This is a genomic window from Planococcus sp. VCh962 (genome assembly GCF_057748275.1).
In genome coordinates this window covers 1-19,579 of sequence record NZ_JBYLHS010000016.1, presented here as the reverse complement: position 1 = coordinate 19,579, position 19,579 = coordinate 1, and the positions used below count along the sequence as shown (strand labels likewise).

General features: G+C 42.5%; 19 protein-coding genes and 1 riboswitch. Of the genes, 5 read left to right on the top strand and 14 right to left on the bottom strand.

Going from position 1 to position 19,579, the window contains the following annotated elements; all coding sequences use genetic code 11:
* Window positions 1–510: 510 nt before the first annotated feature.
* Entirely contained in the window at window positions 511–1,551 is a 1,041-nt protein-coding gene (locus tag AC3AQ9_RS20230) for a lactonase family protein (protein ID WP_488309277.1), read from the bottom strand.
* Between the two features lie 116 nt (window positions 1,552–1,667).
* Between AC3AQ9_RS20230 and AC3AQ9_RS20225 the strand changes: the two genes are divergently transcribed.
* A complete protein-coding gene (locus tag AC3AQ9_RS20225) occupies window positions 1,668–2,225 on the top strand; it encodes a shikimate kinase (protein ID WP_488309276.1) in 558 nt (185 codons plus the stop codon).
* A 703-nt stretch (window positions 2,226–2,928) separates the two neighbouring features.
* The gene (locus tag AC3AQ9_RS20220; RefSeq protein WP_488309275.1) at window positions 2,929–3,837 is read left to right on the top strand and encodes a proline dehydrogenase family protein; all 909 of its coding nucleotides are present in this window, start codon (window positions 2,929–2,931) and stop codon (window positions 3,835–3,837) included.
* Between the two features lie 64 nt (window positions 3,838–3,901).
* Here the strand turns inward: AC3AQ9_RS20220 and AC3AQ9_RS20215 are convergent, their stop codons facing one another.
* Both AC3AQ9_RS20215 and AC3AQ9_RS20210 read right to left on the bottom strand, forming a co-directional pair.
* Window positions 3,902–4,840 carry a ring-cleaving dioxygenase gene (locus tag AC3AQ9_RS20215; RefSeq protein ID WP_488309274.1) on the bottom strand — a complete coding sequence of 313 codons (939 nt, stop codon included), beginning with the start codon at window positions 4,838–4,840 and terminating at the stop codon, window positions 3,902–3,904.
* A gap of 96 nt (window positions 4,841–4,936) precedes the next feature.
* Complete coding sequence (locus AC3AQ9_RS20210) at window positions 4,937–5,719, bottom strand: hypothetical protein (protein WP_488309273.1); 783 nt, start codon at window positions 5,717–5,719, stop codon at window positions 4,937–4,939.
* A 192-nt stretch (window positions 5,720–5,911) separates the two neighbouring features.
* Between AC3AQ9_RS20210 and AC3AQ9_RS20205 the strand changes: the two genes are divergently transcribed.
* On the top strand, window positions 5,912–6,895 hold the full coding sequence (locus AC3AQ9_RS20205; RefSeq protein WP_488309272.1) for an alpha/beta hydrolase: 984 nt from the start codon (window positions 5,912–5,914) through the stop codon (window positions 6,893–6,895).
* A gap of 47 nt (window positions 6,896–6,942) precedes the next feature.
* Here the strand turns inward: AC3AQ9_RS20205 and AC3AQ9_RS20200 are convergent, their stop codons facing one another.
* From AC3AQ9_RS20200 to AC3AQ9_RS20160, 9 genes are all read right to left on the bottom strand, one after another.
* A complete protein-coding gene (locus tag AC3AQ9_RS20200; protein ID WP_488309271.1) occupies window positions 6,943–8,256 on the bottom strand; it encodes a nucleobase:cation symporter-2 family protein in 1,314 nt (437 codons plus the stop codon).
* Window positions 8,253–8,840, bottom strand: a complete 588-nt coding sequence (locus AC3AQ9_RS20195) for a xanthine phosphoribosyltransferase (protein WP_488309270.1) — start codon at window positions 8,838–8,840, stop codon at window positions 8,253–8,255. Before AC3AQ9_RS20195 ends, AC3AQ9_RS20200 begins: the two co-directional genes overlap by 4 nt.
* Before the next feature lie 150 nt (window positions 8,841–8,990).
* A riboswitch (purine riboswitch) is annotated at window positions 8,991–9,092 on the bottom strand.
* 174 nt (window positions 9,093–9,266) lie between these two features.
* Window positions 9,267–10,247: a proline dehydrogenase family protein gene (locus tag AC3AQ9_RS20190; protein ID WP_488309269.1), complete on the bottom strand. Its 981-nt coding sequence runs from the start codon at window positions 10,245–10,247 to the stop codon at window positions 9,267–9,269.
* A 179-nt stretch (window positions 10,248–10,426) separates the two neighbouring features.
* Entirely contained in the window at window positions 10,427–10,975 is a 549-nt protein-coding gene (locus tag AC3AQ9_RS20185; RefSeq protein ID WP_488309268.1) for an NADPH-dependent FMN reductase, read from the bottom strand.
* A 176-nt stretch (window positions 10,976–11,151) separates the two neighbouring features.
* On the bottom strand, window positions 11,152–11,766 hold the full coding sequence (locus AC3AQ9_RS20180) for a PH domain-containing protein (protein ID WP_488309267.1): 615 nt from the start codon (window positions 11,764–11,766) through the stop codon (window positions 11,152–11,154).
* 162 nt (window positions 11,767–11,928) lie between these two features.
* Window positions 11,929–12,297 (bottom strand): iron chaperone, encoded by a 369-nt coding sequence (locus AC3AQ9_RS20175; protein ID WP_488309266.1) that lies wholly within the window; start codon window positions 12,295–12,297, stop codon window positions 11,929–11,931.
* Between the two features lie 268 nt (window positions 12,298–12,565).
* Window positions 12,566–13,252, bottom strand: a complete 687-nt coding sequence (locus AC3AQ9_RS20170; protein ID WP_488309265.1) for a FadR/GntR family transcriptional regulator — start codon at window positions 13,250–13,252, stop codon at window positions 12,566–12,568.
* A 41-nt stretch (window positions 13,253–13,293) separates the two neighbouring features.
* Entirely contained in the window at window positions 13,294–14,850 is a 1,557-nt protein-coding gene (locus AC3AQ9_RS20165) for a Na+/H+ antiporter NhaC family protein (protein WP_488309264.1), read from the bottom strand.
* Window positions 14,851–14,961: 111 nt separating this feature from the next.
* Window positions 14,962–15,864, bottom strand: coding sequence for a fumarylacetoacetate hydrolase family protein (locus AC3AQ9_RS20160; RefSeq protein ID WP_488309263.1), 903 nt, complete (start codon window positions 15,862–15,864; stop codon window positions 14,962–14,964).
* 241 nt (window positions 15,865–16,105) lie between these two features.
* On the opposite strand from AC3AQ9_RS20160, the gene AC3AQ9_RS20155 reads away from it, so the two are divergent.
* Complete coding sequence (locus tag AC3AQ9_RS20155) at window positions 16,106–16,567, top strand: GNAT family N-acetyltransferase (RefSeq protein WP_488309262.1); 462 nt, start codon at window positions 16,106–16,108, stop codon at window positions 16,565–16,567.
* Window positions 16,568–16,647: 80 nt separating this feature from the next.
* On the opposite strand, the gene AC3AQ9_RS20150 is transcribed toward AC3AQ9_RS20155, so the two are convergent.
* Complete coding sequence (locus AC3AQ9_RS20150) at window positions 16,648–17,943, bottom strand: DUF4139 domain-containing protein (protein WP_488309261.1); 1,296 nt, start codon at window positions 17,941–17,943, stop codon at window positions 16,648–16,650.
* A gap of 184 nt (window positions 17,944–18,127) precedes the next feature.
* On the opposite strand from AC3AQ9_RS20150, the gene AC3AQ9_RS20145 reads away from it, so the two are divergent.
* Window positions 18,128–19,156 carry a threonine aldolase family protein gene (locus tag AC3AQ9_RS20145; RefSeq protein WP_488309260.1) on the top strand — a complete coding sequence of 343 codons (1,029 nt, stop codon included), beginning with the start codon at window positions 18,128–18,130 and terminating at the stop codon, window positions 19,154–19,156.
* 17 nt (window positions 19,157–19,173) lie between these two features.
* Here AC3AQ9_RS20145 and AC3AQ9_RS20140 read toward each other — a convergent pair whose 3' ends face one another.
* A complete protein-coding gene (locus AC3AQ9_RS20140; protein WP_488309259.1) occupies window positions 19,174–19,395 on the bottom strand; it encodes a hypothetical protein in 222 nt (73 codons plus the stop codon).
* Between the last annotated feature and the right edge of the window lie 184 nt (window positions 19,396–19,579).

The following is a 19,579-nucleotide window of genomic DNA, read 5'->3' as shown; positions in this document are numbered from 1 at the left end:
AGCTTCGAAACATGAAAAAGCGTTGCAGAGTCTCGGCTGTCTCGCTATCCCGCAGGCAAGACATTGGCCGACGCCTGCGAGGGCAAGTCTTTGCGACGAAGTGCGCAGCACTGCAGGAGCAGTACGGTTTTCTCCGCTGGTTGGCTCCATATCTGGAGAGCAGGAAACAATAAAAGAGAATTTACTCAGACAATTATGATTTTAAAGATTCTCTAAAAGTGACAAAACAATGCAGAATGCAGCGGAAGGCGGCGACTTCTGCGGGAGCAGCGTAGCGAGGCGAGTCCTGAGACCCCGCAGGGAATGAATTGGGCAAATTGCTTTTGCCCAATTCATTTGCGACGAAGCTAGCGTAGCGATGCAGGAGCACAAGGTTTTTACCAGCGAGCGAGGAGGCTCAGGGCCGCACCCCGCGAAAAGCGTCCGTCCTGGAGCGAAATGATAGAAGAACATACAAGTTTCTCAACAGCCTAGAAAAAGCAGGCAGAGTTTTCTCTGCCTGCTTTTTCTTTATCCAATCACTTTTATGCATACCGGCGTGTTGGTATAAACCGGCTCGCTAATCTCTTCTGGAATTCCAGATGCGCCAATTTTCAAGACATTTATCGAATCCGAATCTTCGTTCGCTACGGCCAGCCATTGGTGGCCGGGAATAAGGGTAAAGTGGCGCGGTCCTGCGCCTCCTGCAGTGGCATAATCTTCGAGTTGCAATACTCCGTTTTCTTGAATGGAAAAAACAGTGATGCTGTCATGGCCACGATTAGAGGCGTAAAGATACTGTCCATCTTCAGACACTGCCACTTCTGCACTCGTATTTGTTCCAGTAAACTGCTCCGGTATCAATTCAACCACTTGTACAAATTTCAGAACATCTTCCCCACCTATTTCATATACGGATAGAGTTGAACTCAACTCCTCAAGTGAATAAACAACAGCCAACTCATGATGAAAAGCCAGATGGCGCGGTCCAGATCCCGGAGTAGTCAGAACAGATTTCTTTAGTTCCAGCTTTCCTGTTTCTCTATCTAATCCATAAATGGAAATCATGTCCGCTCCAAGGTCAGAAACGAAAAAATCATTGCTTCCCGGTTTCTGAAAAACGGAATGTGGATGAGGGGCATCCTGCCTTTCCTTATTTGGACCACTGCCCTCATGCCTTACCGAATCCGTTCTCTCCCCAATTGAACCATCTTCCAAAATACGATAAACATTCACATTGCCGCCTGAATAATTGGTGGCTAGCAGCCAGTGCCCTGATGCATCAATACAGACATGCGACGGATGAGCTCCATTAGCCGTTTGTCGATTAATTTCTATTAGTTGGTTATTTGCCAAATCCAACTGATAAGAAACCAGTTCCCCATCTTCTACTTCGCTTGTTGCAATAAAATTAACTCCATTTGGATGCACCGCAATAAAAGATGGGCGTTCAATGCCTTCAATTCCCGATTTTTCTATGCATGTCGCTTCCAAAGGATTAAATTCCCAAAGCTTGATTCCTTGTTCATGCGAAGACGAGTAAGAACCCGTAAGCAAATGTATATTAGCCATAAACTTCCTCCTTAATTTTTTGAAAAATAAATGAATTTTTATACAAGCTAGTGTAAAGTAAGGGTTATGAACATAGCAGGTCCATTTACTAATTACAAAGAAACGAGTGGTTGTCAGTGAGAAATTTTGGATTGTCAATTCGTGAAAAAAGCATTGTATGCATCGGCTTTATGGGAGTTGGAAAAACGACTGTAGGAAAGCTGCTTGCGCAAAAGCTTTATCGAAATTTTGTCGATATCGATGCAGAAATCGAAAAAGAATTTGCGATGCCGATTCCTTTAATATTCGAGACATACGGTGAAAAAGCCTTCCGTAAGAAAGAGAAAGAATTAATCGAGTATTACAGCCATCAGCCACTTTACATCATTTCTGTGGGAGGCGGCGCTTTCTTACAAAAAGAAATACAAGCGATGTGCCTGGCAAATTGCATTGTACTGTTTCTGGATATTTCCTGGGATTCATGGAAAGAAAGAATCCATATTCTTTCCGGCAACCGCCCATTGCTGCAAGGCCGCTCTATCGATGACATCAAACAGCTTTTTCTTGAACGGCAATCCATTTATTCACTGAACCATTCAAAGTTCCAAATAGATCATTTCGAAGCAGAAGAAGCTGCCGAATACTTGGCAGATGCGTTAAAGCTGTCATGGGAAATCCACGCCCCTCAACCTTGAAAAGCGGAAGCGCCTGTCCCGCCCCGACAGGCTTAAGACAGAACACGCAGGAAATCCTGATTTCCGTAGTGGGTTGACTTAAGACCCCGAGGGGCTGAGCGCTGCAGCTAGACAAAGAAAAGCGGAGGTGGCTTGCTCAGCCCCGACAAGCGCTGAAGAATACAAAGGAAAGGGCACTCTTTGCCGTTCCTTTGTATTTCAGAGCCAAATGTTTAGACTTATGCAATTCATTTCCCAACCTTTCTAAAATCGAATCCAATACCTCTGGCTTATTGATTGACCACTCCAGTTACAAGCTGTTTTTCCGGAATATTCTTTCCGTTTGGACGTAAGACAATAATGGAAGTTCAGCCAGTAGGTGCTCTTCATCCGGCTGCTTTTTAATTGAACCAACCGGACTTTTACAGGCAGCGTCAGTTTTTTTACATTAATCCACTTACTTTATTCAAAAGCTTAAATCCTATAAAGTTTCTTTGCTATTTAAATCTATTTGCCAACCCCCTTGCTATATAACGTTAGGAGGAATTTAAACTATCGATTATAATAAGAATCAGGAATGAATGAAGTTCCTTTTTTAATTGTTTTAATGGATTTTATTGTAGATAATTTATGCTTAGTAAATAAGCTTGGATGAAATATACCGTCTTTCACATAATTTAAGGGCTGCCTTGAATACGTTTTCATTAGCATAGGAGGAAAAACAGTGAGTTTAACGCGAGATTTTTTTATTGCTTTATCTAAGAATCAATTATTGAATAATGGGGCAAAAAAATGGGGCTTAAAATTAGGTGCCAGTAAAGTAGTCGCTGGAACGGACATTAACAGCATGATGAAATCCGTAAAAGAACTGAACGCCAATGGCATCGGAGCCACAATTGATAATCTCGGTGAATTTGTCTACAGCAAAGAAGAAGCATTAGAGGCAAAAGCAAATATCCTGGAAACATTGGAAGCGATTCAACAGCATGGTGTGACAGCGCATATGTCAATCAAACTGACACAAGTCGGATTGGATGTCGATTATAAATTCTGCTTAGAAAATATGCAGGAAATTGTAGCGGCAGCTGCAAACTATGCGATTTTCATCAATATCGATATGGAAGATTATAGCCACTTGCAACAGACCCTTGATATTCTCCATGCGCTTCTGAAGGACTACGACAATGTCGGCACTGTAATTCAGTCTTACCTTTACCGTTCCGAAAAAGACTTGGAAAGCTTACAGAATGTGAGACTGCGCCTTGTCAAAGGAGCATATAAAGAAATTTCCGAAGTTTCATACCAAAGCAAACAAGATATCGACAAAAATTACTTGAAGTTGATCAAGATTCGGTTGCAGCAGCCGGCATTCACTTCTATCGCAACTCATGACCATCACATCATCAATGCGGTCAAGAAGTTTGCTAAAGAAAACAGCATTCCGCGCGAGCGTTTTGAATTCCAGATGCTGTACGGTTTCCGCTCCGATATGCAAAAAGAGCTCGCAGAAGAAGGTTATGCGTTCACGACCTATGTTCCATTCGGCCAGGACTGGTACGGCTATTATATGCGCCGTCTGGCTGAGCGGCCGCAAAACATCAATTTGGCATTAAAGAGTCTTGTATCCAAGTAAAGGTTCTAGAAAAAGAGCGTCCAAGGGAAGTTATTCTTCCAAAGGACGCTCTTTTTCGTTTATTTCAATCCAATTCTCTGACGGTAATCGGCAGCAAATCATCATTCAGCCGCCCCCGGTAATGTTCATACTGTTTCGGCAGCATTAATCCTTCTCCCAGAGCCTCAGGTGCTTCATCGACAGCAAAACCAGGTGGATCCGTCGCAATTTCAAATAATAAATCGCCATATTCCCGGAAGTAAATTGCGTTAAAATAATTGCGATCTTGCACAGGCGTTACCTGCAAGCCAAAGTCTTCAATATGGCGTTTCCAGTCCAGTTGGTCTTTATCATCTTCTGCCCGCCAGGCGATATGATGGACAGTGCCAACTCCCATTTGTCCTCTGCCGACAGGAGTCAGTTTTACATCAATCACATTTCCAAGGTCTGCAGAAGCGTGAAAACGCATCAAATCGTCTTCTTCGCCGATTCTCTCCAACCCTAAGCCTGTTTCCAATAATTCCGTTGTCTTTTCGGCATAGGCAGTAAGCAACGTCGCTCCCCCAAACCCTTTAATGGAAGTTTCAGGACCCATTTCACTAAAATGCCAAGCACTCGGTTGCCCCGCTTCCCTCGCTACCAGTTCCAACTGCAGACCATGCGGATCATTAAAAGTTAGGTACTGCTCCCCGAAACGCTCTGTTTTTTCATAAGATACACCAAACTTCGATAATCGCTGTTCCCAAAACTGCAAAGCGCCGGCAGGGACAACAAAAGAAGTCACGCCGACTTGGCCATCGCCAATTCTGCCTTTATACGCGTTGTCCCAAGGAAAAAAGGTGATAATTGTCCCTGGCTCACCGGCTTGATTGCCAAAATAGAGATGATAGGTGCCTGGATCGTCAAAATTGATGGTCTTTTTTACAAGCCGCAACCCCAGTACCCCGGCATAGAAATCTACATTTTCCTGGGGATTCCCTACAATTGCCGTAATGTGGTGAATCCCTTTTGAACTTTTCGCCATACTGCATTTCCTCCAATTCAAATAGTCTACTTTATATCGTACCATCCAATTACTTCGAATTAGATACAATGAATGTTATTCCCAATATCCTTTCTTTTATCGCTCTTCTTTCTCGTTATTTTGCTCCTGTAATTTCTGCTCTTTCACTTCTTTCTTTTCCTGTTCTTTCTCCTCTTTCACTTCTTTCTTTTCCCGTTCTTTCTCCTCTTTCACTTCTTTCTTTTCCTGTTCTTTCTTTTCTTCAACTTGTTCTTTTTGGTGCTCTTTTAATCCTTCCTTTTCTTGTTCTTTCTGCTCTTCAATTTGTTCTTTTTGTTGTTCTTTCATTTCTTCTATTTTCTTCATTTCTTCCTGGTACTCTTCTTCTACCTCTGTTGTCGACGGGATGAAGGGCTCCTGATTGTAGTCAACCCGGCGGCCGTAGCGCAGCATTTCATAAATAATAAATCCATTATTGGGTTTGCCATTCGCTGTCTTCATAGGCACTATATCAAATAATACATAATAAAAAGCATAAAAAACAAACCGGTCCCAAAACGTTTTATATTCTTCAAAATAGCCATTTGCTATGAGGGCGTTGATGATCAATGCCAGCACAAGGTTGACCAGAATGGGACCGGCATAAATGGAGACGTAGACAAACTTGCTCTCCCTCTTTAAAGAATCGTAAGAATACCAACTATATAAATGGTAATATTTTCTAATATCAAACATTCCTAGTTTAACAAGTCGGGGGCCTGAACCAATTGTCAGTCTTGGATTATTAACACCAAATATTGCACTGACAAGCAAATAACCACTTTCACGCAGAAATACTACTACTGGCAAAATAATAAATGCAGAGACAATTAATGACAAAAAATCTGCTAGACCGAACATTCAACTTCACATCCCCATAAAAAGCTTCAACCCTATAAATACCCTTTTTAGAGTAGTCAAACCATCTGCAAGGTAAAATAAATATTCTTCTTTCGCCCCATATAGGTATTTAGCGCCTATCTTTTTACTGTTCTCACTCGATAACATATAGCTATTGTTCTATCCAAAATTTATTGCTAAAGGATGCCTGCCATGACAGTCATAAAGAAACTTAATGCGCAAAAAAAGTGGAAAATCTTCCTTTCTTTTATTGCACTTTTAACCGTAATCATTATAGCGGAACAAATTGCCGCATCTTTTGATGCTTCTGCCTCTAAGCAACGCTCTGAAGCAACCTTGTTCAACCTGGAAGACATTCACCGCGAAGTTCAGGTAGTTAAAAATCTGGTATATAGCGACAAAAAAGATAGCCTGCTGGATATCTATTATCCAAAAAATGGAGGACAAAACCTCCCCGTCATTTTATGGATTCACGGCGGAGGCTATGTCGGCGGTTCAAAAGACAGCCGGCAAGAATATGGTATGGCTTTAGCACATGCCGGTTATGTCGTTGCGAATATCGATTATGCATTGGCACCTGGACAGAAATATCCAGGCCCAATCATCCAGGCAAATGAAGCCCTCAATTATTTGCAATTGCACGCTTCGAAATACGGAGGCGATATGGGTAAAATCTTTATCGGCGGCGACTCAGCCGGAGCTCAGATATCAAGCCAAGTTGCGGCCGTCATTTCAAATAATGACTTAGCCAAAGCCATGCAGATTGTTCCCGCTGTTCACGCAGCGCAACTCCAGGGAGCCCTCCTTTTTTGTGGGTTATTCAATATGGAAACCGTACGGGCAACAAAATTTCCCAATATTGACGGGTTTTTAAATACTTATACCGGAATCGAGCCTTTCGAAAAGTTTGAGGACATTGATCAATTATCAACAGTGAAGCAAATCACTTCCGCTTATCCGCCGGTGTTTATCACGGCTGGCGATGCTGATCCGCTTGTATCGCAATCGGTTAAATTTGCCGAAACACTTGAAACCAAGGGCATTGCCGTGACGAGTGTATTTTTCAATGGCACGGACAAAGAGCTGAAGCACGAATTCCAATATGCTCTGGATACGCTGGAAGCTCAGGAAACTTTAGCAAAAGCCCTGGATTTCCTATTCATTAACAGTAATTGACCAATAAAAAACGAGCCGCTTGCATGAAGCAAGCGGCTCGTTTTTTATCATATCGAACTATGGTTTAAAGCAGCGCTTTTTTGCACCGGAACTGCAGCTTTTGCTTTTCTTTTCGAAGGAAGCATGTGGAAGAGAATGTTCAGCACGATTGCGGTAACGCTTCCTGCCACAATCCCATTGCTTGTCAAAATTTGAAGGCTTCCAGGCAGTTGGGCAAAAATTTCAGGTACCACTGTAACACCAAGGCCGATTCCAACCGAGCAAGCAATAATCATTGAATTTTCCTGTGACTCCGTAATGACTTTGCTGAGCATTTTAATGCCTTGTGAAATAACCATCCCAAACATAGCAATCATGGCTCCACCGAGAACAGCTGTTGGAATAATGGTAGTAGCAGCTGCAACTTTCGGCAAGAAACCAAGAGCGATCAGCATTAATCCTGTAATCAAAATAACTTTTCTTGATTTGACACCAGACATTTGGATGAGTCCGACGTTTTGCGAGAAAGTGGTGTATGGGAAAGAATTGAAAATTCCTCCAAGAATAATGGCAAGTCCTTCTGCACGATATCCTTTTGACAGGTCCTTCTCCGACAGTTTCTTTCCAGTGATATCACTCAACGCAAAATAGGTACCAGTCGATTCAACTAAAGAAACTAAAGCAACCAGCGTCATCGTAATGATGGCAGACCATTCAAACGTTGGTGCACCAAAATAAAAAGGTTCTACCATATGGAAATAAGATGCTTCACCGATGGCAGTAAAATCAACGACTCCCATTACCGTTGCTACAATTGTTCCTGCTGCCAAGCCAAGCAAAATGGAAATGGCTTTTACAAACCCCGTAGCAAATTTATAAACTAAAATGATGAACAGCAATGTGCCGAAAGACAAACCAATATTGGTTAATGAACCAAAGTCGCTCGCCCCTTGGCCGCCGCCCATATTGTTAATGGCAACCGGTATCAGTGTAATCCCGATAATCGTTACGACAGATCCTGTAACAACTGGCGGGAAGAAACGGACAAGGCTTCCAAAAAATCCGCTGATCAGCACTACGATCAACCCGGAAACCAGAATCGAACCGTAAATAGCTGAAATTCCGTATTCTCCACCGATGGCAATCATGGGGCCGACTGCTGTAAACGTACAACCTAATACAACAGGCAAGCCAATTCCAAAAAAGCGGGTGTTGACGATCTGCAGAATAGTGGCGACACCGCAAAGCAGAATATCTATCGCTACTAAATAAGTCAATTGTTCTGACGTAAGTCCAAGAGCTCCTCCAACGATTAACGGCACCAATACTGCACCTGCATACATTGCCAGCAAATGCTGGAATCCTAAAGCTGCGTTTTTCATTTGGCAATAGCCCCCTCAGCGAATTCTGGTTTTCCATTGGCCAAAGAAGAGATGATTGCCAGGGACTCTACTCGAACGCCCCGGTCCCGGATTAATTTGCCGCCATCTTGGAAGCCTTTTTCAATCACGATTGCGACACCGCTAAGGGATGCATCAGCTTGTTCAATAATATCAATCAAGCCAAGGACTGCTTGTCCATTTGCTAGGAAATCATCCAAAATCAACACCACATCATCGCTGTTGATGTAATCTTTCGAAACAGAAATGTCATTCGTTTCATTTTTAGTAAAAGAATGCACACTTGCAGTGTAAAGGTCACTGACCAATGTCAGAGACTTGCGTTTTCTGGCAAATACCACCGGAACGCCTAGTACAAGGCCCGTCATCATTGCCGGGGCAATTCCCGAAGACTCGAGCGTTAAAATTTTTGTGATGCCTTCAGTCGCAAACTTGGAAGCAAATTCTTCTCCTATTGCTTGCATGAGCACCGGGTCGATTTGATGGTTCAAAAACGAATCCACTTTTAATACCGAATCCGATAAAACCTTTCCTTCTGTCAGTAATTTTTCCTGTAATTTTTTCATGCTGTCAGCACTCCTTTCGTCACGCCGAAGGCATAAAAAATAGCCCTCAGAACGCGCATCCATTCATACCATGAGCGGAGCAATGTCCTTCGAGCTAAAAATTCGAAAGAAAATGAAAAGAAGCATGCCAATCTACAAAAGGCACTTCCCTGTCATTTCGTTGCTTCTCATAGTCAGTTTGTTTACGGCAAACCGGTAGAAACTTGCGGACCATATTTCCGCTATTATATGAGTGAATATTATTAGAATGGTCTTATTATAGCACGTCAAAAAGCCATTTCAAGATACTTAAAGATAAAAGAAAATTCAATTAACTGATTAGAGAAACAGCACTCATTTTAATGATGGCTGTACTAAGCCAGCAAATTAAAACTTGCGGAAACAAAAAAGAACAGCTCATTAACTGAGCCATTCTTTTTGAAGACCTTATTTCACTTTTTTGCTTTTTGACGTCAAACGGCCTAATACAAAGGCTCCGGCAAAGATGCCAAGCGCTGTATTCGTGCGTTTATTGAATACTTGTTTTGCGACAAGGTTCAAGTTTTGCGGGCGTTCTGCCAGACGGCGCATAAAGTAGCCATACCAGTCATCTCCGAAAGGCACGTATGTGCAGAAATTATAGCCTTGTCTTGCTAAGTCCAGCTGCATGTCTTTACGGAAACCATATAGCATCTGGAATTCGAATTTCTCACGTGGAATATTGTTTTCTTCTACAAATTTAATAACATGGTTGATGATATGGTGATCATGGGTAGCGATTGAAGTGAACTTCCCGTTTAACAAATGATACTCGATCAACTCAATAAAATTCGCATCAATTTCTTCACGTGTTTGGTAGGCGTATTCAGCAGGCTCTTTATAAGCTCCTTTTACAATACGCAGACGCAAGTCTTTATGTTTTTTGATATCATCTTCAGCGCGATAGAAATAAGCTTGAATGACGGTTCCAACGTTGTCGTAATCTTTCAGAAGCGTTTCCAATAAATCATACGAAGGCTGGACATGGCCGTAATCTTCCATATCAATGTTGATATGCATATCGTATTTGTGGGCAGCAGCTACGATTTCTCTCAAGTTTTCGTAGCAGAAATCGTAATCGATATCTAATCCGATTTGAGTAGGCTTCAAGGAAACGTGCGCATCTACTCCATTGGCATGGATGCTTTCAATCACTTCAAGAATATTTTCTTTTGCTTTTAATGCTTCTTCTTTTTCGAAAACGAATTCTCCAAGGTTATCTACTGTGCAGCTGATTCCTTGTGCGTTCAGTTCCCGGATGCTGTTGATTGTTTGTTCAATATTAGTTCCAGCAACGACGGTTTGAGCACCTAGCTTCAAGCCGTACTTTTTCGCCGCGCTCGTTAAAAATTGGTTTTGTGACAAGCTGATGAAGACATCTTTTAACATTATTTTCCCTCCTGATACAATTCACCCAAAAATCGCTTATAAGAATAGACAACAGTGTGGGACTTTATCCTTCGATACAAGCAAGTCTTATTGTAATCCTTTTTTTAAAAACCTGCATTAAGAATTTATAAACAAAATAAAGAGCCCCAATAGTTATTGGGGCTCTCTATCATTGGCAGTTAAATTGTTTTGTTATAAAACTTAATAAAGTTGTCGACGACCTGGTCCAGGAACCCAAGAGTGCCGGAATCGATAATCTCGTTGTTTTCATTTATTTTCTCATGGACTGACCCAATGTAAACTTCATTGCCTGGAAGAAGCAGCGGTGACAATGAAGGGTTGGACAGCACTTCTCTCAAATGGATTTGAGCACGGACACTGCCCAGAACCCCCATTGAAGAACCGACGATAAAAGCCGGCTTCTCACGGAGCACAAAGCCGCCGCGTGACAGCCAGTCGATGGCATTTTTCAATGAGCCTGGAATAGAATAATTGTATTCAGGAACTGCAAAAAGAACGGCATCTGCTTGTTTTATCTTGTTTCTAAAATCCACAACTTCCTGTGGCACATTTTCTTCAATATCCGGGTTAAACAAAGGAATATTGTTTATCGTTACAGGCTCAATATCCAAACGGTCTGCATAGCGCTTTTTCATGAATTCTACCAGTCTTAAATTCATGGAACCCTCTCTAACACTCCCAATAACTGCTGCTACTTTTATTGCCATGGTCATCGCTCCTTTATATTAGCTATGTAATCCGAAAACCAGCCACCCTCTCTTATTGACTGTCTTTTCTGTAAATTAGTTTAACATGAAGGCATTTTTACCGCCAAAAATTGGATCAGCAAATTGAAAAAGAGCCTTTACTCCATCAATGGATGAAATGAAAGACCCTCGTTGACTTAATTATTAATGTATTTTTCGAAAACATTTCCAAAGTCTTTTACATGGTATTGACTGCGTACTGAAGTCATCCAAGTAAAGCCGAAATCCGTCAATTTCGAGTATTGCACATCTAATGCCACATCACTCGGCCGTGAATTTTGCAAAACGGTTACTGCTTTATCAAGGCTTTGGTTTGCCATAGAAATGAGGATGGCATTTTCATGCGTCATTTCTGCAATGCGCAATAGCGACTTATAAAGATCTTTCAGCCGTTCAATCTGGTTTTTCTGAACGTCGATTTTAAAAGGAATCTGGCCTAGCTTAAATCCGATTTCAATATCCAAATCGATTTTCCCTGCTGTCTCCATCACTACTTCTGAAATGGAATGCTGGGAATACGGATATCTTTTTAAAGTTCGTTTAGAGGACATTGCACTGTCGCCATCTACATGGATCAGCGCAAGATTGGTAAAGCAGTATTCGTCTGCTTTTGTTTTAATTAAGAAAAAAATCTTTTCTTCATCTTCGTGCATGACGTAGTCGTCTGCATCTGTTTTGTCGTAGTCCTGAGGATCGATGATTTTCCCTACATCCGATAAACCTAAAGCATCTGACGCTATTTTCTTAAACATATGTATGGACTCCTCCTATTGGAAAATATTACTTTTCTTCTATGGATTAGTTTATCAAAAAATTGGCTCGTCAACATCGGAAAATATAAAATAGTCAAAAAATCCAGGATTCCAAAGCCAGCGTTTCCTTTGAAGTTCAGGCCTGTGTTTTCAGCGATTTTATTACCGCCAAAAAGTTGAGCAGTCCGCTTTGTCCGAAATATTAAAATCAATCATTTTCTCGAGCAATGCGAAATCAACCGGGTGATTCCACTGGATACGCACTAGTTCTTTAGTGTGATCGTAACCAGCCTGAACAATTTCGTTAGAAAAACGATCCATCGCTACCTTTTCAGGAGCAACAGACATATGTTTTTTTGCGGCACTAAATCCAATAATATAGGTGCCGTGGTCAGTAAACATAGGTTGATTCCATTTGATCACTGGCGTTAAATTCGGGAATTTCTTAAGTATCCAAGTAAACACTTCTTCCATTCGCTCCCGATGTTGAGGATCGTCGATACGCGTTAAAAATTCTTCAAAAACTTCCATGGTATTCTCTCCTAAAACTAAACATATTTTTGAAAGGTGTAAGATTTCCAGCCTATTTGCCAAAGGCTCCCTTGCCTTATTTGTAAACAATCCGCCTGTTCAATCATTCATTAGTCAATTGCAGATTCTCGCATTCTTCCTAAAGAATAAAAAGCTTCCCCACAGACAATCATAGCTAACCGAGAAAAACGGCGCAAACTTTTAAAAACGTGCGATTTTTCACATGCATAAAAACCTCAGAGAAAAGATGCTCCGAGGTTTGTCTAAACTATGATTTTTCAAAGAATTTATGGACACTCTCAATATGCTGCTCCATCAACATACGTGCTTTTTCACTGTCTTTCGCTACAATAGCCCCATAGATATTCTGGTGAAAATCCAATGATTCTTCCATTACGCCTGGCACAAGAGCTGCTTTTGTTTGAGCACGCAATACGAGGCTCGTGATGGAGTTGTACAAATCAATCATCACCCGGTTATGGGAAGCTTCAGCAATCTTTTCATGAAATTGCATATTCGAAGAAACGTATTCGGTGCCGTTATTTTCAGCAATCGCTTTTTTCATGTCGTCAATTGTTTGTTTAATTTCGGTCAGATTTTCAGGAGTAGCCCGTTTCGCCGCCAATCCGGCCAATTCTTTTTCGATAAAACGCCGAGCTTCAAAAAGATCTGCCCATTGGACTTCTGAAAAGTACAGTTGATAAATAAGAGAATCTGAATAAACATCATTGAAGCTGGGTGAGATGAACGTCCCTTTCTGGGAACGTACAATCAGCCCTTGTGATTCGAGTACGGCCAAAGCTTCCCTTAAAGACGTTCTGCCTACTTCAAACATCTCCATTAATTCTCTCTCGGGCGGCAATTTATCGCCTGGCTTTAATTTGCCGTCCAAGAAAAGATCTTTAATTTGATTCACAATATTATCTCCGACATTTAAACGCTTGATTGGTTCCATCATGGGTTTCACCTTTTCATTTTTAAATAGGATACCACAGCTTAAGGCTTGTCTGCTTCCAGTGCAATGCTTCTTACCCCGGCTTTTTCTCGAGCTTTCACTAATGCAAAGATTATGAGCGCCAAAGATATCAACATAGCAGCAAGGCCGATAAAGAGATTCTTGGTTAAGCCAAGTGTGACATAACCGATAATTGATACCAAACTTGAGACCATTGCATATGGCATTTGAGTCATCAAATGGTCAATCGGATGGACGCCTCCTCCAATGGCTGCAAGGATTGTCGTATCAGATAACGGTGAACTATGTTCTCCGAAAATACAGCCTGCCAGAACTGCACCGAAAACTGGGATTAAATAAGCAATATCAACAATGGCCACAATTTCAGCACCGATCGGCAGCATCAAGCCAAAAGTTCCGAACGTACTTCCCATTGAAAATGACATGAATGCCGAAATGATGAAGAAAATAACCGGCAGCCACATAAGGGATAAGTTGCCGTCAATCAGGGAAGCTAAATATTGCCCCACGCCCAGCAACCCGATGACTTGAGCGGTCATCAATGCCATGAACAGAATGACGATGCTGGGAAATACCGATTTTGCACCGATAAATACGGCTTTCGCAACCTCTTTGCCTGCTGTTTTTCTAAGCAGCAGGCGTATAACAGAAACCGCACAAGCGACTAAACCGCTGTAAACCAGAGCCGTGATGACATCTGCGTTCATTAAAACATTTAATGGCGTTAGCGCTCCTTCCGCACTTGTAATGCCACCCCATCCCGCAATGATAATCGTCAGCACCACCAGAATGCCTACCGGCAAAAATAAATCAAGGAGGTTCCCGTCTTCTTTTGCCGGAAGTTCTGCTACGCTTTGTCCAGGTACGATGCCTCTTGAAGTATCAAATAAGATCCCTTCTTCTTTTGCCCGTTTTTCATCCCGCTTCATTTGGCCAAGATTGATGTTAAAATAAGCTACTGCAAAAACCAGCAAAATGGTGGAAATTGCATAATAGTTAGCCGGAATCGTCAATAGGAACGCTTCATAACCCTGATATTGCGTAATGCCGTTATCCACAAAAATGGTCGCCATCAAAGCTGCGATAAATGCAGCCCAAGCTGAAATCGGCATCAGGATAATGACAGGAGCTGAAGTTGAATGCAGTAAGTAAGCTAATTTGGAATGCGAGATATTATGTTGGTCAGTCAGTGGTTTGATGACACTTCCCCGGAACAGACAGCTGAATGCATCATCAAAAAAGCTGACAAACCCTAGCAGAAGTGTGACAAGCTTCGCTTGGAACGGCGTTCTCACTTTCGTGACTGCCCATTCAGAAAAAGCCTGGATTCCCCCTGACAGATAAATTAGCGCACTCATTGCCCCCACAATTAAGATGAACACGAAGATATTGCCTTCGGCAAACACTATACCGATAATACTAAAGATTGCGCTTACGCTTGCTGCAGCGTTCCAACCGTTTGCTAGCAAGGCACCAAAAATGATCCCCACTCCTAGGGACAGTAAAATTCTCTTAGTAATAATAGTTAAAGCGATCGTAATGACTGGCGGCAATAGTGACAAAATTGAACCTTCCATTTACAGGACCCCTTTGTATTTTAGTCACATGCTTTACTTTTCACCGAGACCAGCAACACAACTATAGTAAGCGCTTACATATTTATTACAGAGAGAAAGGTCTCTCTGATTTCACAATGAAACAGCTTGTTCTTTTTCTTCTCTGCTTTTCACACCAATCAACCGGTTTTCAAGCCTGCCCAAGCCTTCCACTTCACAGACAATTTCATCTCCAGGCTTCAACCATACGGGTTCTTCCATCCCTAAAATGACGCCTTCCGGAGTGCCTGTATAAATTACATCTCCAGGTTCGAGGGTCATGATTTGAGACAAGTCACTGATGATTTCCGCTACAGGAAAAATCATGTCTTTGGTATTGGCGTGCTGTCTCAATTCTCCGTTCACCCAGCAGCTGAGCGCCAGGTTTTGTGGGTCTGCCACTTCTTCAGCTGTCACCAAATAAGGCCCGATCGGTGCAAAACCGTCAATCGCTTTCCCGAACATCCATTGATTGCTTCTGAACTGTTGTTTACGTGCAGATAAATCGTTCCCTGTGGCATAACCATAAACTTTAGCCAGCGCTTCTTCCTGCGTGACTTTATGAGTTTTTTCCCCAATCACGGCAACCAATTCCACTTCGTAATCCCCTTGGTCGACAAACCCAGGCAACACGATATCTTCTTCATGAGCGGCCAAACTATTTGCAAATTTAGCAAAGTAAATCGGATATTCCGGTACAGAGAATTTAGCTTCTTCCGCATGTGCTTTGTAATTGGCTCCCACACAAATGATTTTCCCGGGATTTTGTACGGCCGGAGCGTATCGGAATTCTCCTTCAGGCACAATTACAGCAGAAGCTGAAAGAACCGCATTAAGCTCTCGCCGTCCCGCTTCCCCTTTGGAAATTAACTCTTGGATATTTTGGCTGACCGGCAAACCGGCAGCTTCAGCGCTTGCTTTAATATCTACAATACCTTGATCCGTTTTGACCCCGTAACTTAAACCTTTAGAAGTGATAAATGACAATAGCTTCATTCTTCTACACGCCCCTTTTGCTTTTAGTTTTATAAAGTCGACGACTAACGGAAAAGATTCCTCCTTTTGGTCAGGCCTCTTATTAAACGCTTTGTTGTCACATGGTCTGACCATCATCTTAAAGCAAGTATAATCAAATAATGAAATTATTCAAGACATTTTTTAAAATTTTCTGATTTTTATTATTGAAATGATAAAATAACGAATAAGAAGGGACATAGAGAAGGGCAGGAGAAGATGAATGGATATAAAATTGACTCCAGTGACCAGAGATAATTGGGAAGGATGCCTGAATTTGAAAATCAGCAAAGCGCAAAGTACATTTGTCCCGTCCGTGGCAGTTTCTTTAGCCAAGCCTTATATTAAACCGGACGGGAATCAAGTGGAGTACCTTCCATTTGCCATCTATGACGGCGAAGTGCTGGTTGGATTCATCATGCATGCTTTCGAAAAAGAAACAACCGATATGTATTGGATCAACGGCTTTCTCATTGATAAGAAGCATCAAGGAAAAGGCTATGGCAGAGCCGCATTAACGGAAATAATCCGTTGGATTTCGGCCCACTCGCCTCAATGCCAGGAAGTGCGGCTGACCGTTTATCCAGAGAATCAGCGAGCTCGTCGCCTTTATGTCAACTTCGGATTTGCTCCTACCGGAGATTTTCATGGAGCAGAAGAAGTGCTGGCTTATGCTATCGGATAATCGTTTTTCGAACACGGGTATTGATAACCTGTGGATTCGGTTGCATAAAAAGAATGCGGAGAAAAGCTCCGCATTCTTTATTATTGCTTAGTTGTCTGGCCATCCACCTGATAAGTAAATTCGACCACAGCCGACTTACCTGCAGCAACTCGCACGCTAAATTCCACTTCACTGGTATTCTTGACTTCGTAGTCATGGGAAGACGATTCCATTTTCCAAAATGGTTCGTAAATGGCATGGCTGATATCGATGCGGACATTTTCGTTCTTGCCGTTTCGCAATCCATAACGGTGCGTCACATATTCTATCCCATTGCGTTTTTCACGTACAGTTTCCCGGCTCTCCGAGACAATATCAAAAGCCTCTCCAATGGTCAGAGATAACCGTTCTTCAATTGGTGTATGGCCAATTGTGTCTTCTCCTGTAAATTCCAACTCCCCGTAACTGTCAAGTTCATAAACTTTTACAATGCCTTTAGGCAAAGGAACGCCAAGGCCATTCTTTCCGGTGTTATCTATCTGTACACTGACTTTTGCATGCTTGCTTGTTTTTCCCACTTTATAGACTTTTTTGAAAGAGCCCTTTTTCGCAGATAAAAAGCCGATTCTCTTGGATTGTCCATCTACTAAATCCACTGCCCTCTCAAGCGTATATGCATGCTTGTCTGCAAAATGGCGCTCTTCAAAAGATTCCCGGATTGGCATGCTTTTTTGAAGCATCATATGCGCTTCTTCATATAAATGAGTTGGACCATGCCGATTTACTTGGCCCGCCATCAATTTCAGCCGGGCACCTTGAAAATCAGTGCCTGTCTCATTATGGATATTGACCCAACCTGCAAGCCCAAAAGTCTCCTCCCGAATCTCCAATATATATTTCGCACTCCATTCCAGTCCCTGCATTACATACGATACATGCACTTCCTGATTTAACGGTCCGGGCATTATTTGCCAAACCAATGCCGGCTTCATTTTAAACCCTTCCGGCAGCGGCGGAAGGATCAAGTCTCCGGTAGGATTTAAAAGGATTTCAAGGGTATCAATGCGCTCTCCGATAATACCAGTCACTGTGCTTAATAACCGGATTTGCGTTTCATCTCCCAGCTCGGGATTACGCACGGTCACGACATCGCCGATATACGATTCAAGCAGTTTCCCACTATCGGCAAGTCCGTGATCATAGGTTTGTTCCAGCACTTCCAGACCATGGACAACAATGGAATCCGGTTCAATCCGCTTCGCTATATCCAGAAACTGCACTTCATTAACCGTTGATTCCGATACAAGCTCCCGTACTTCTTTGACAACCGCAAAGCCATCCATGTATACAGTTAAACCAAGTGACTTCTGTGCTTTTCCAGTGGATTCAAATCTCATTTCAACACATCCTTTGAGTGGTGTATGCTTGCTGCTTCAAATGCGCCCTATTTTCTTCATGCTACCATAGAAGGAATCCCGCATCACGATTTATCTGAATATTTAAATGTTCCGATTTAAAATCGTTAGCATGACTATGCTGGGTGAAAGATCTGCTTTAAACTGTAAAGGGGAGGCGGATGCAATGACGAAGAAAATGTTCGCAAGCGACAATAATTCAGGAATCCATCCTGTTATTCTGGAAGCAATCGCACAGGCAAATGACGGACATGTCCCGGCCTATGGCGATGATCACTATACGGCTGCAGCAAGCCAAAAATTCAAAGAACATTTTGGCCAGGAATGTGAAGTTGCATTTGTTTTCAATGGCACTGGAGCCAATATCACCGGGCTAAAAGCAATGGTGCGCTCGCATCAGGCCATCATCTGCACAGACGGTGCACATATCCATGCTGATGAAGGCGGTGCGGCTGAAGGCTTTATCGGCGGAAAACTGCTGACTGTCCCTTCTGCGAACGGCAAACTGACCGTCAACCAAATCGCACAACAATTGCACCATATTGGCAACCAGCAGCGAAGCCAGCCAAAAGTCGTTTCCATTTCACAATGTACCGAACTTGGAACGGTTTATACGATTGAGGAAATTAAAGAAATCACTTCTTTTGCTCATGCCAACGGGCTGTATGTACATATGGATGGCGCGCGGCTAAGTAATGCAGCTGCCCATCTCGGCTGCAGCTTTGCAGAAATGACAGTGGATGCTGGCATCGATATGCTGGCGTTTGGCGGCACCAAAAACGGCCTGATGATTGGCGAAGCAGTTGTCTGCCTTAACAAAGAGCTGGCTTCTGAATTGAAATACATTCGCAAGCAAGGCATGCAGCTCGGCTCGAAAATGCGCTTTATCGCCACTCAGTTTGATTGTTTGCTGACGGATAATTTATGGCTGGAGAACGCCAGCCACGCCAACCGTATGGCTGGTTTACTGGCAGACGGCCTGCAAACATTCCCTGGTATCACTCTTACTCAGCCCGTTGAGTCGAATGCTATTTTTGCTTCGATGCCAAGAGCTCAGATTGAAGAGCTGCAAAAAACCTATGCGTTTGCTCTATGGAATGCAGCCATTAATGAAGTTCGTTTAGTCACCTCGTTTGATACGGCAGAAGAGGATATTGAAATTTTCCTTTCCCATGTCGGGAAAGCATCCTCTTAAACACTTAAAAAACCACTTCAGCGATTGAAGTGGTTTTTTAAATACGCTATAACTGCTCTGCGACAGCTTTCCGATAAAGGCGACTTTTCAGGATGCACCAGTTCACCGTAAAGCAAATCACCCAAAAACCGCACTTCTTCCCAATATCTTTTCTCTGTTTGCGCATCCCATATATCCATTTGAATATAAAGAGAACTTCCCCGCTCCGCGTAATCAATGATGGAAATCCGGTGTTCCATTTGATCGCCTCCTTTTGATTTGGTTATGAGCAACTTTAGGCTGAATACGAGCGACTTCTACCCATTTACGAGCAAGTTGGCTCTCAAAAATCAGAAAAGCCCAAAAGGGTAGTGACCCCTTAAAGTTAGAGTTTTCGTTATGCAGCTAATTGGCTGGCATGCGTCCGGTATTGCACCGGGCTCA

What these genes read in the sequence shown, in the direction of transcription:
- AC3AQ9_RS20230 (WP_488309277.1), bottom strand. Translation starts at nt 1,551, where the DNA reads ATGGCTAATATACATTTGCTTACGGGTTCTTACTCGTCTTCGCATGAA.
- AC3AQ9_RS20215 (WP_488309274.1), bottom strand. Translation starts at nt 4,840, where the DNA reads ATGGCGAAAAGTTCAAAAGGGATTCACCACATTACGGCAATTGTAGGG.
- AC3AQ9_RS20210 (WP_488309273.1), bottom strand. Translation starts at nt 5,719, where the DNA reads ATGTTCGGTCTAGCAGATTTTTTGTCATTAATTGTCTCTGCATTTATT.
- AC3AQ9_RS20205 (WP_488309272.1), top strand. Translation starts at nt 5,912, where the DNA reads ATGACAGTCATAAAGAAACTTAATGCGCAAAAAAAGTGGAAAATCTTC.
- AC3AQ9_RS20200 (WP_488309271.1), bottom strand. Translation starts at nt 8,256, where the DNA reads ATGAAAAACGCAGCTTTAGGATTCCAGCATTTGCTGGCAATGTATGCA.
- AC3AQ9_RS20195 (WP_488309270.1), bottom strand. Translation starts at nt 8,840, where the DNA reads ATGAAAAAATTACAGGAAAAATTACTGACAGAAGGAAAGGTTTTATCG.
- AC3AQ9_RS20190 (WP_488309269.1), bottom strand. Translation starts at nt 10,247, where the DNA reads ATGTTAAAAGATGTCTTCATCAGCTTGTCACAAAACCAATTTTTAACG.
- AC3AQ9_RS20185 (WP_488309268.1), bottom strand. Translation starts at nt 10,975, where the DNA reads ATGGCAATAAAAGTAGCAGCAGTTATTGGGAGTGTTAGAGAGGGTTCC.
- AC3AQ9_RS20180 (WP_488309267.1), bottom strand. Translation starts at nt 11,766, where the DNA reads ATGTTTAAGAAAATAGCGTCAGATGCTTTAGGTTTATCGGATGTAGGG.
- AC3AQ9_RS20175 (WP_488309266.1), bottom strand. Translation starts at nt 12,297, where the DNA reads ATGGAAGTTTTTGAAGAATTTTTAACGCGTATCGACGATCCTCAACAT.
- AC3AQ9_RS20170 (WP_488309265.1), bottom strand. Translation starts at nt 13,252, where the DNA reads ATGGAACCAATCAAGCGTTTAAATGTCGGAGATAATATTGTGAATCAA.
- AC3AQ9_RS20165 (WP_488309264.1), bottom strand. Translation starts at nt 14,850, where the DNA reads ATGGAAGGTTCAATTTTGTCACTATTGCCGCCAGTCATTACGATCGCT.
- AC3AQ9_RS20160 (WP_488309263.1), bottom strand. Translation starts at nt 15,864, where the DNA reads ATGAAGCTATTGTCATTTATCACTTCTAAAGGTTTAAGTTACGGGGTC.
- AC3AQ9_RS20155 (WP_488309262.1), top strand. Translation starts at nt 16,106, where the DNA reads ATGGATATAAAATTGACTCCAGTGACCAGAGATAATTGGGAAGGATGC.
- AC3AQ9_RS20150 (WP_488309261.1), bottom strand. Translation starts at nt 17,943, where the DNA reads ATGAGATTTGAATCCACTGGAAAAGCACAGAAGTCACTTGGTTTAACT.
- AC3AQ9_RS20145 (WP_488309260.1), top strand. Translation starts at nt 18,128, where the DNA reads ATGACGAAGAAAATGTTCGCAAGCGACAATAATTCAGGAATCCATCCT.
- AC3AQ9_RS20140 (WP_488309259.1), bottom strand. Translation starts at nt 19,395, where the DNA reads ATGGAACACCGGATTTCCATCATTGATTACGCGGAGCGGGGAAGTTCT.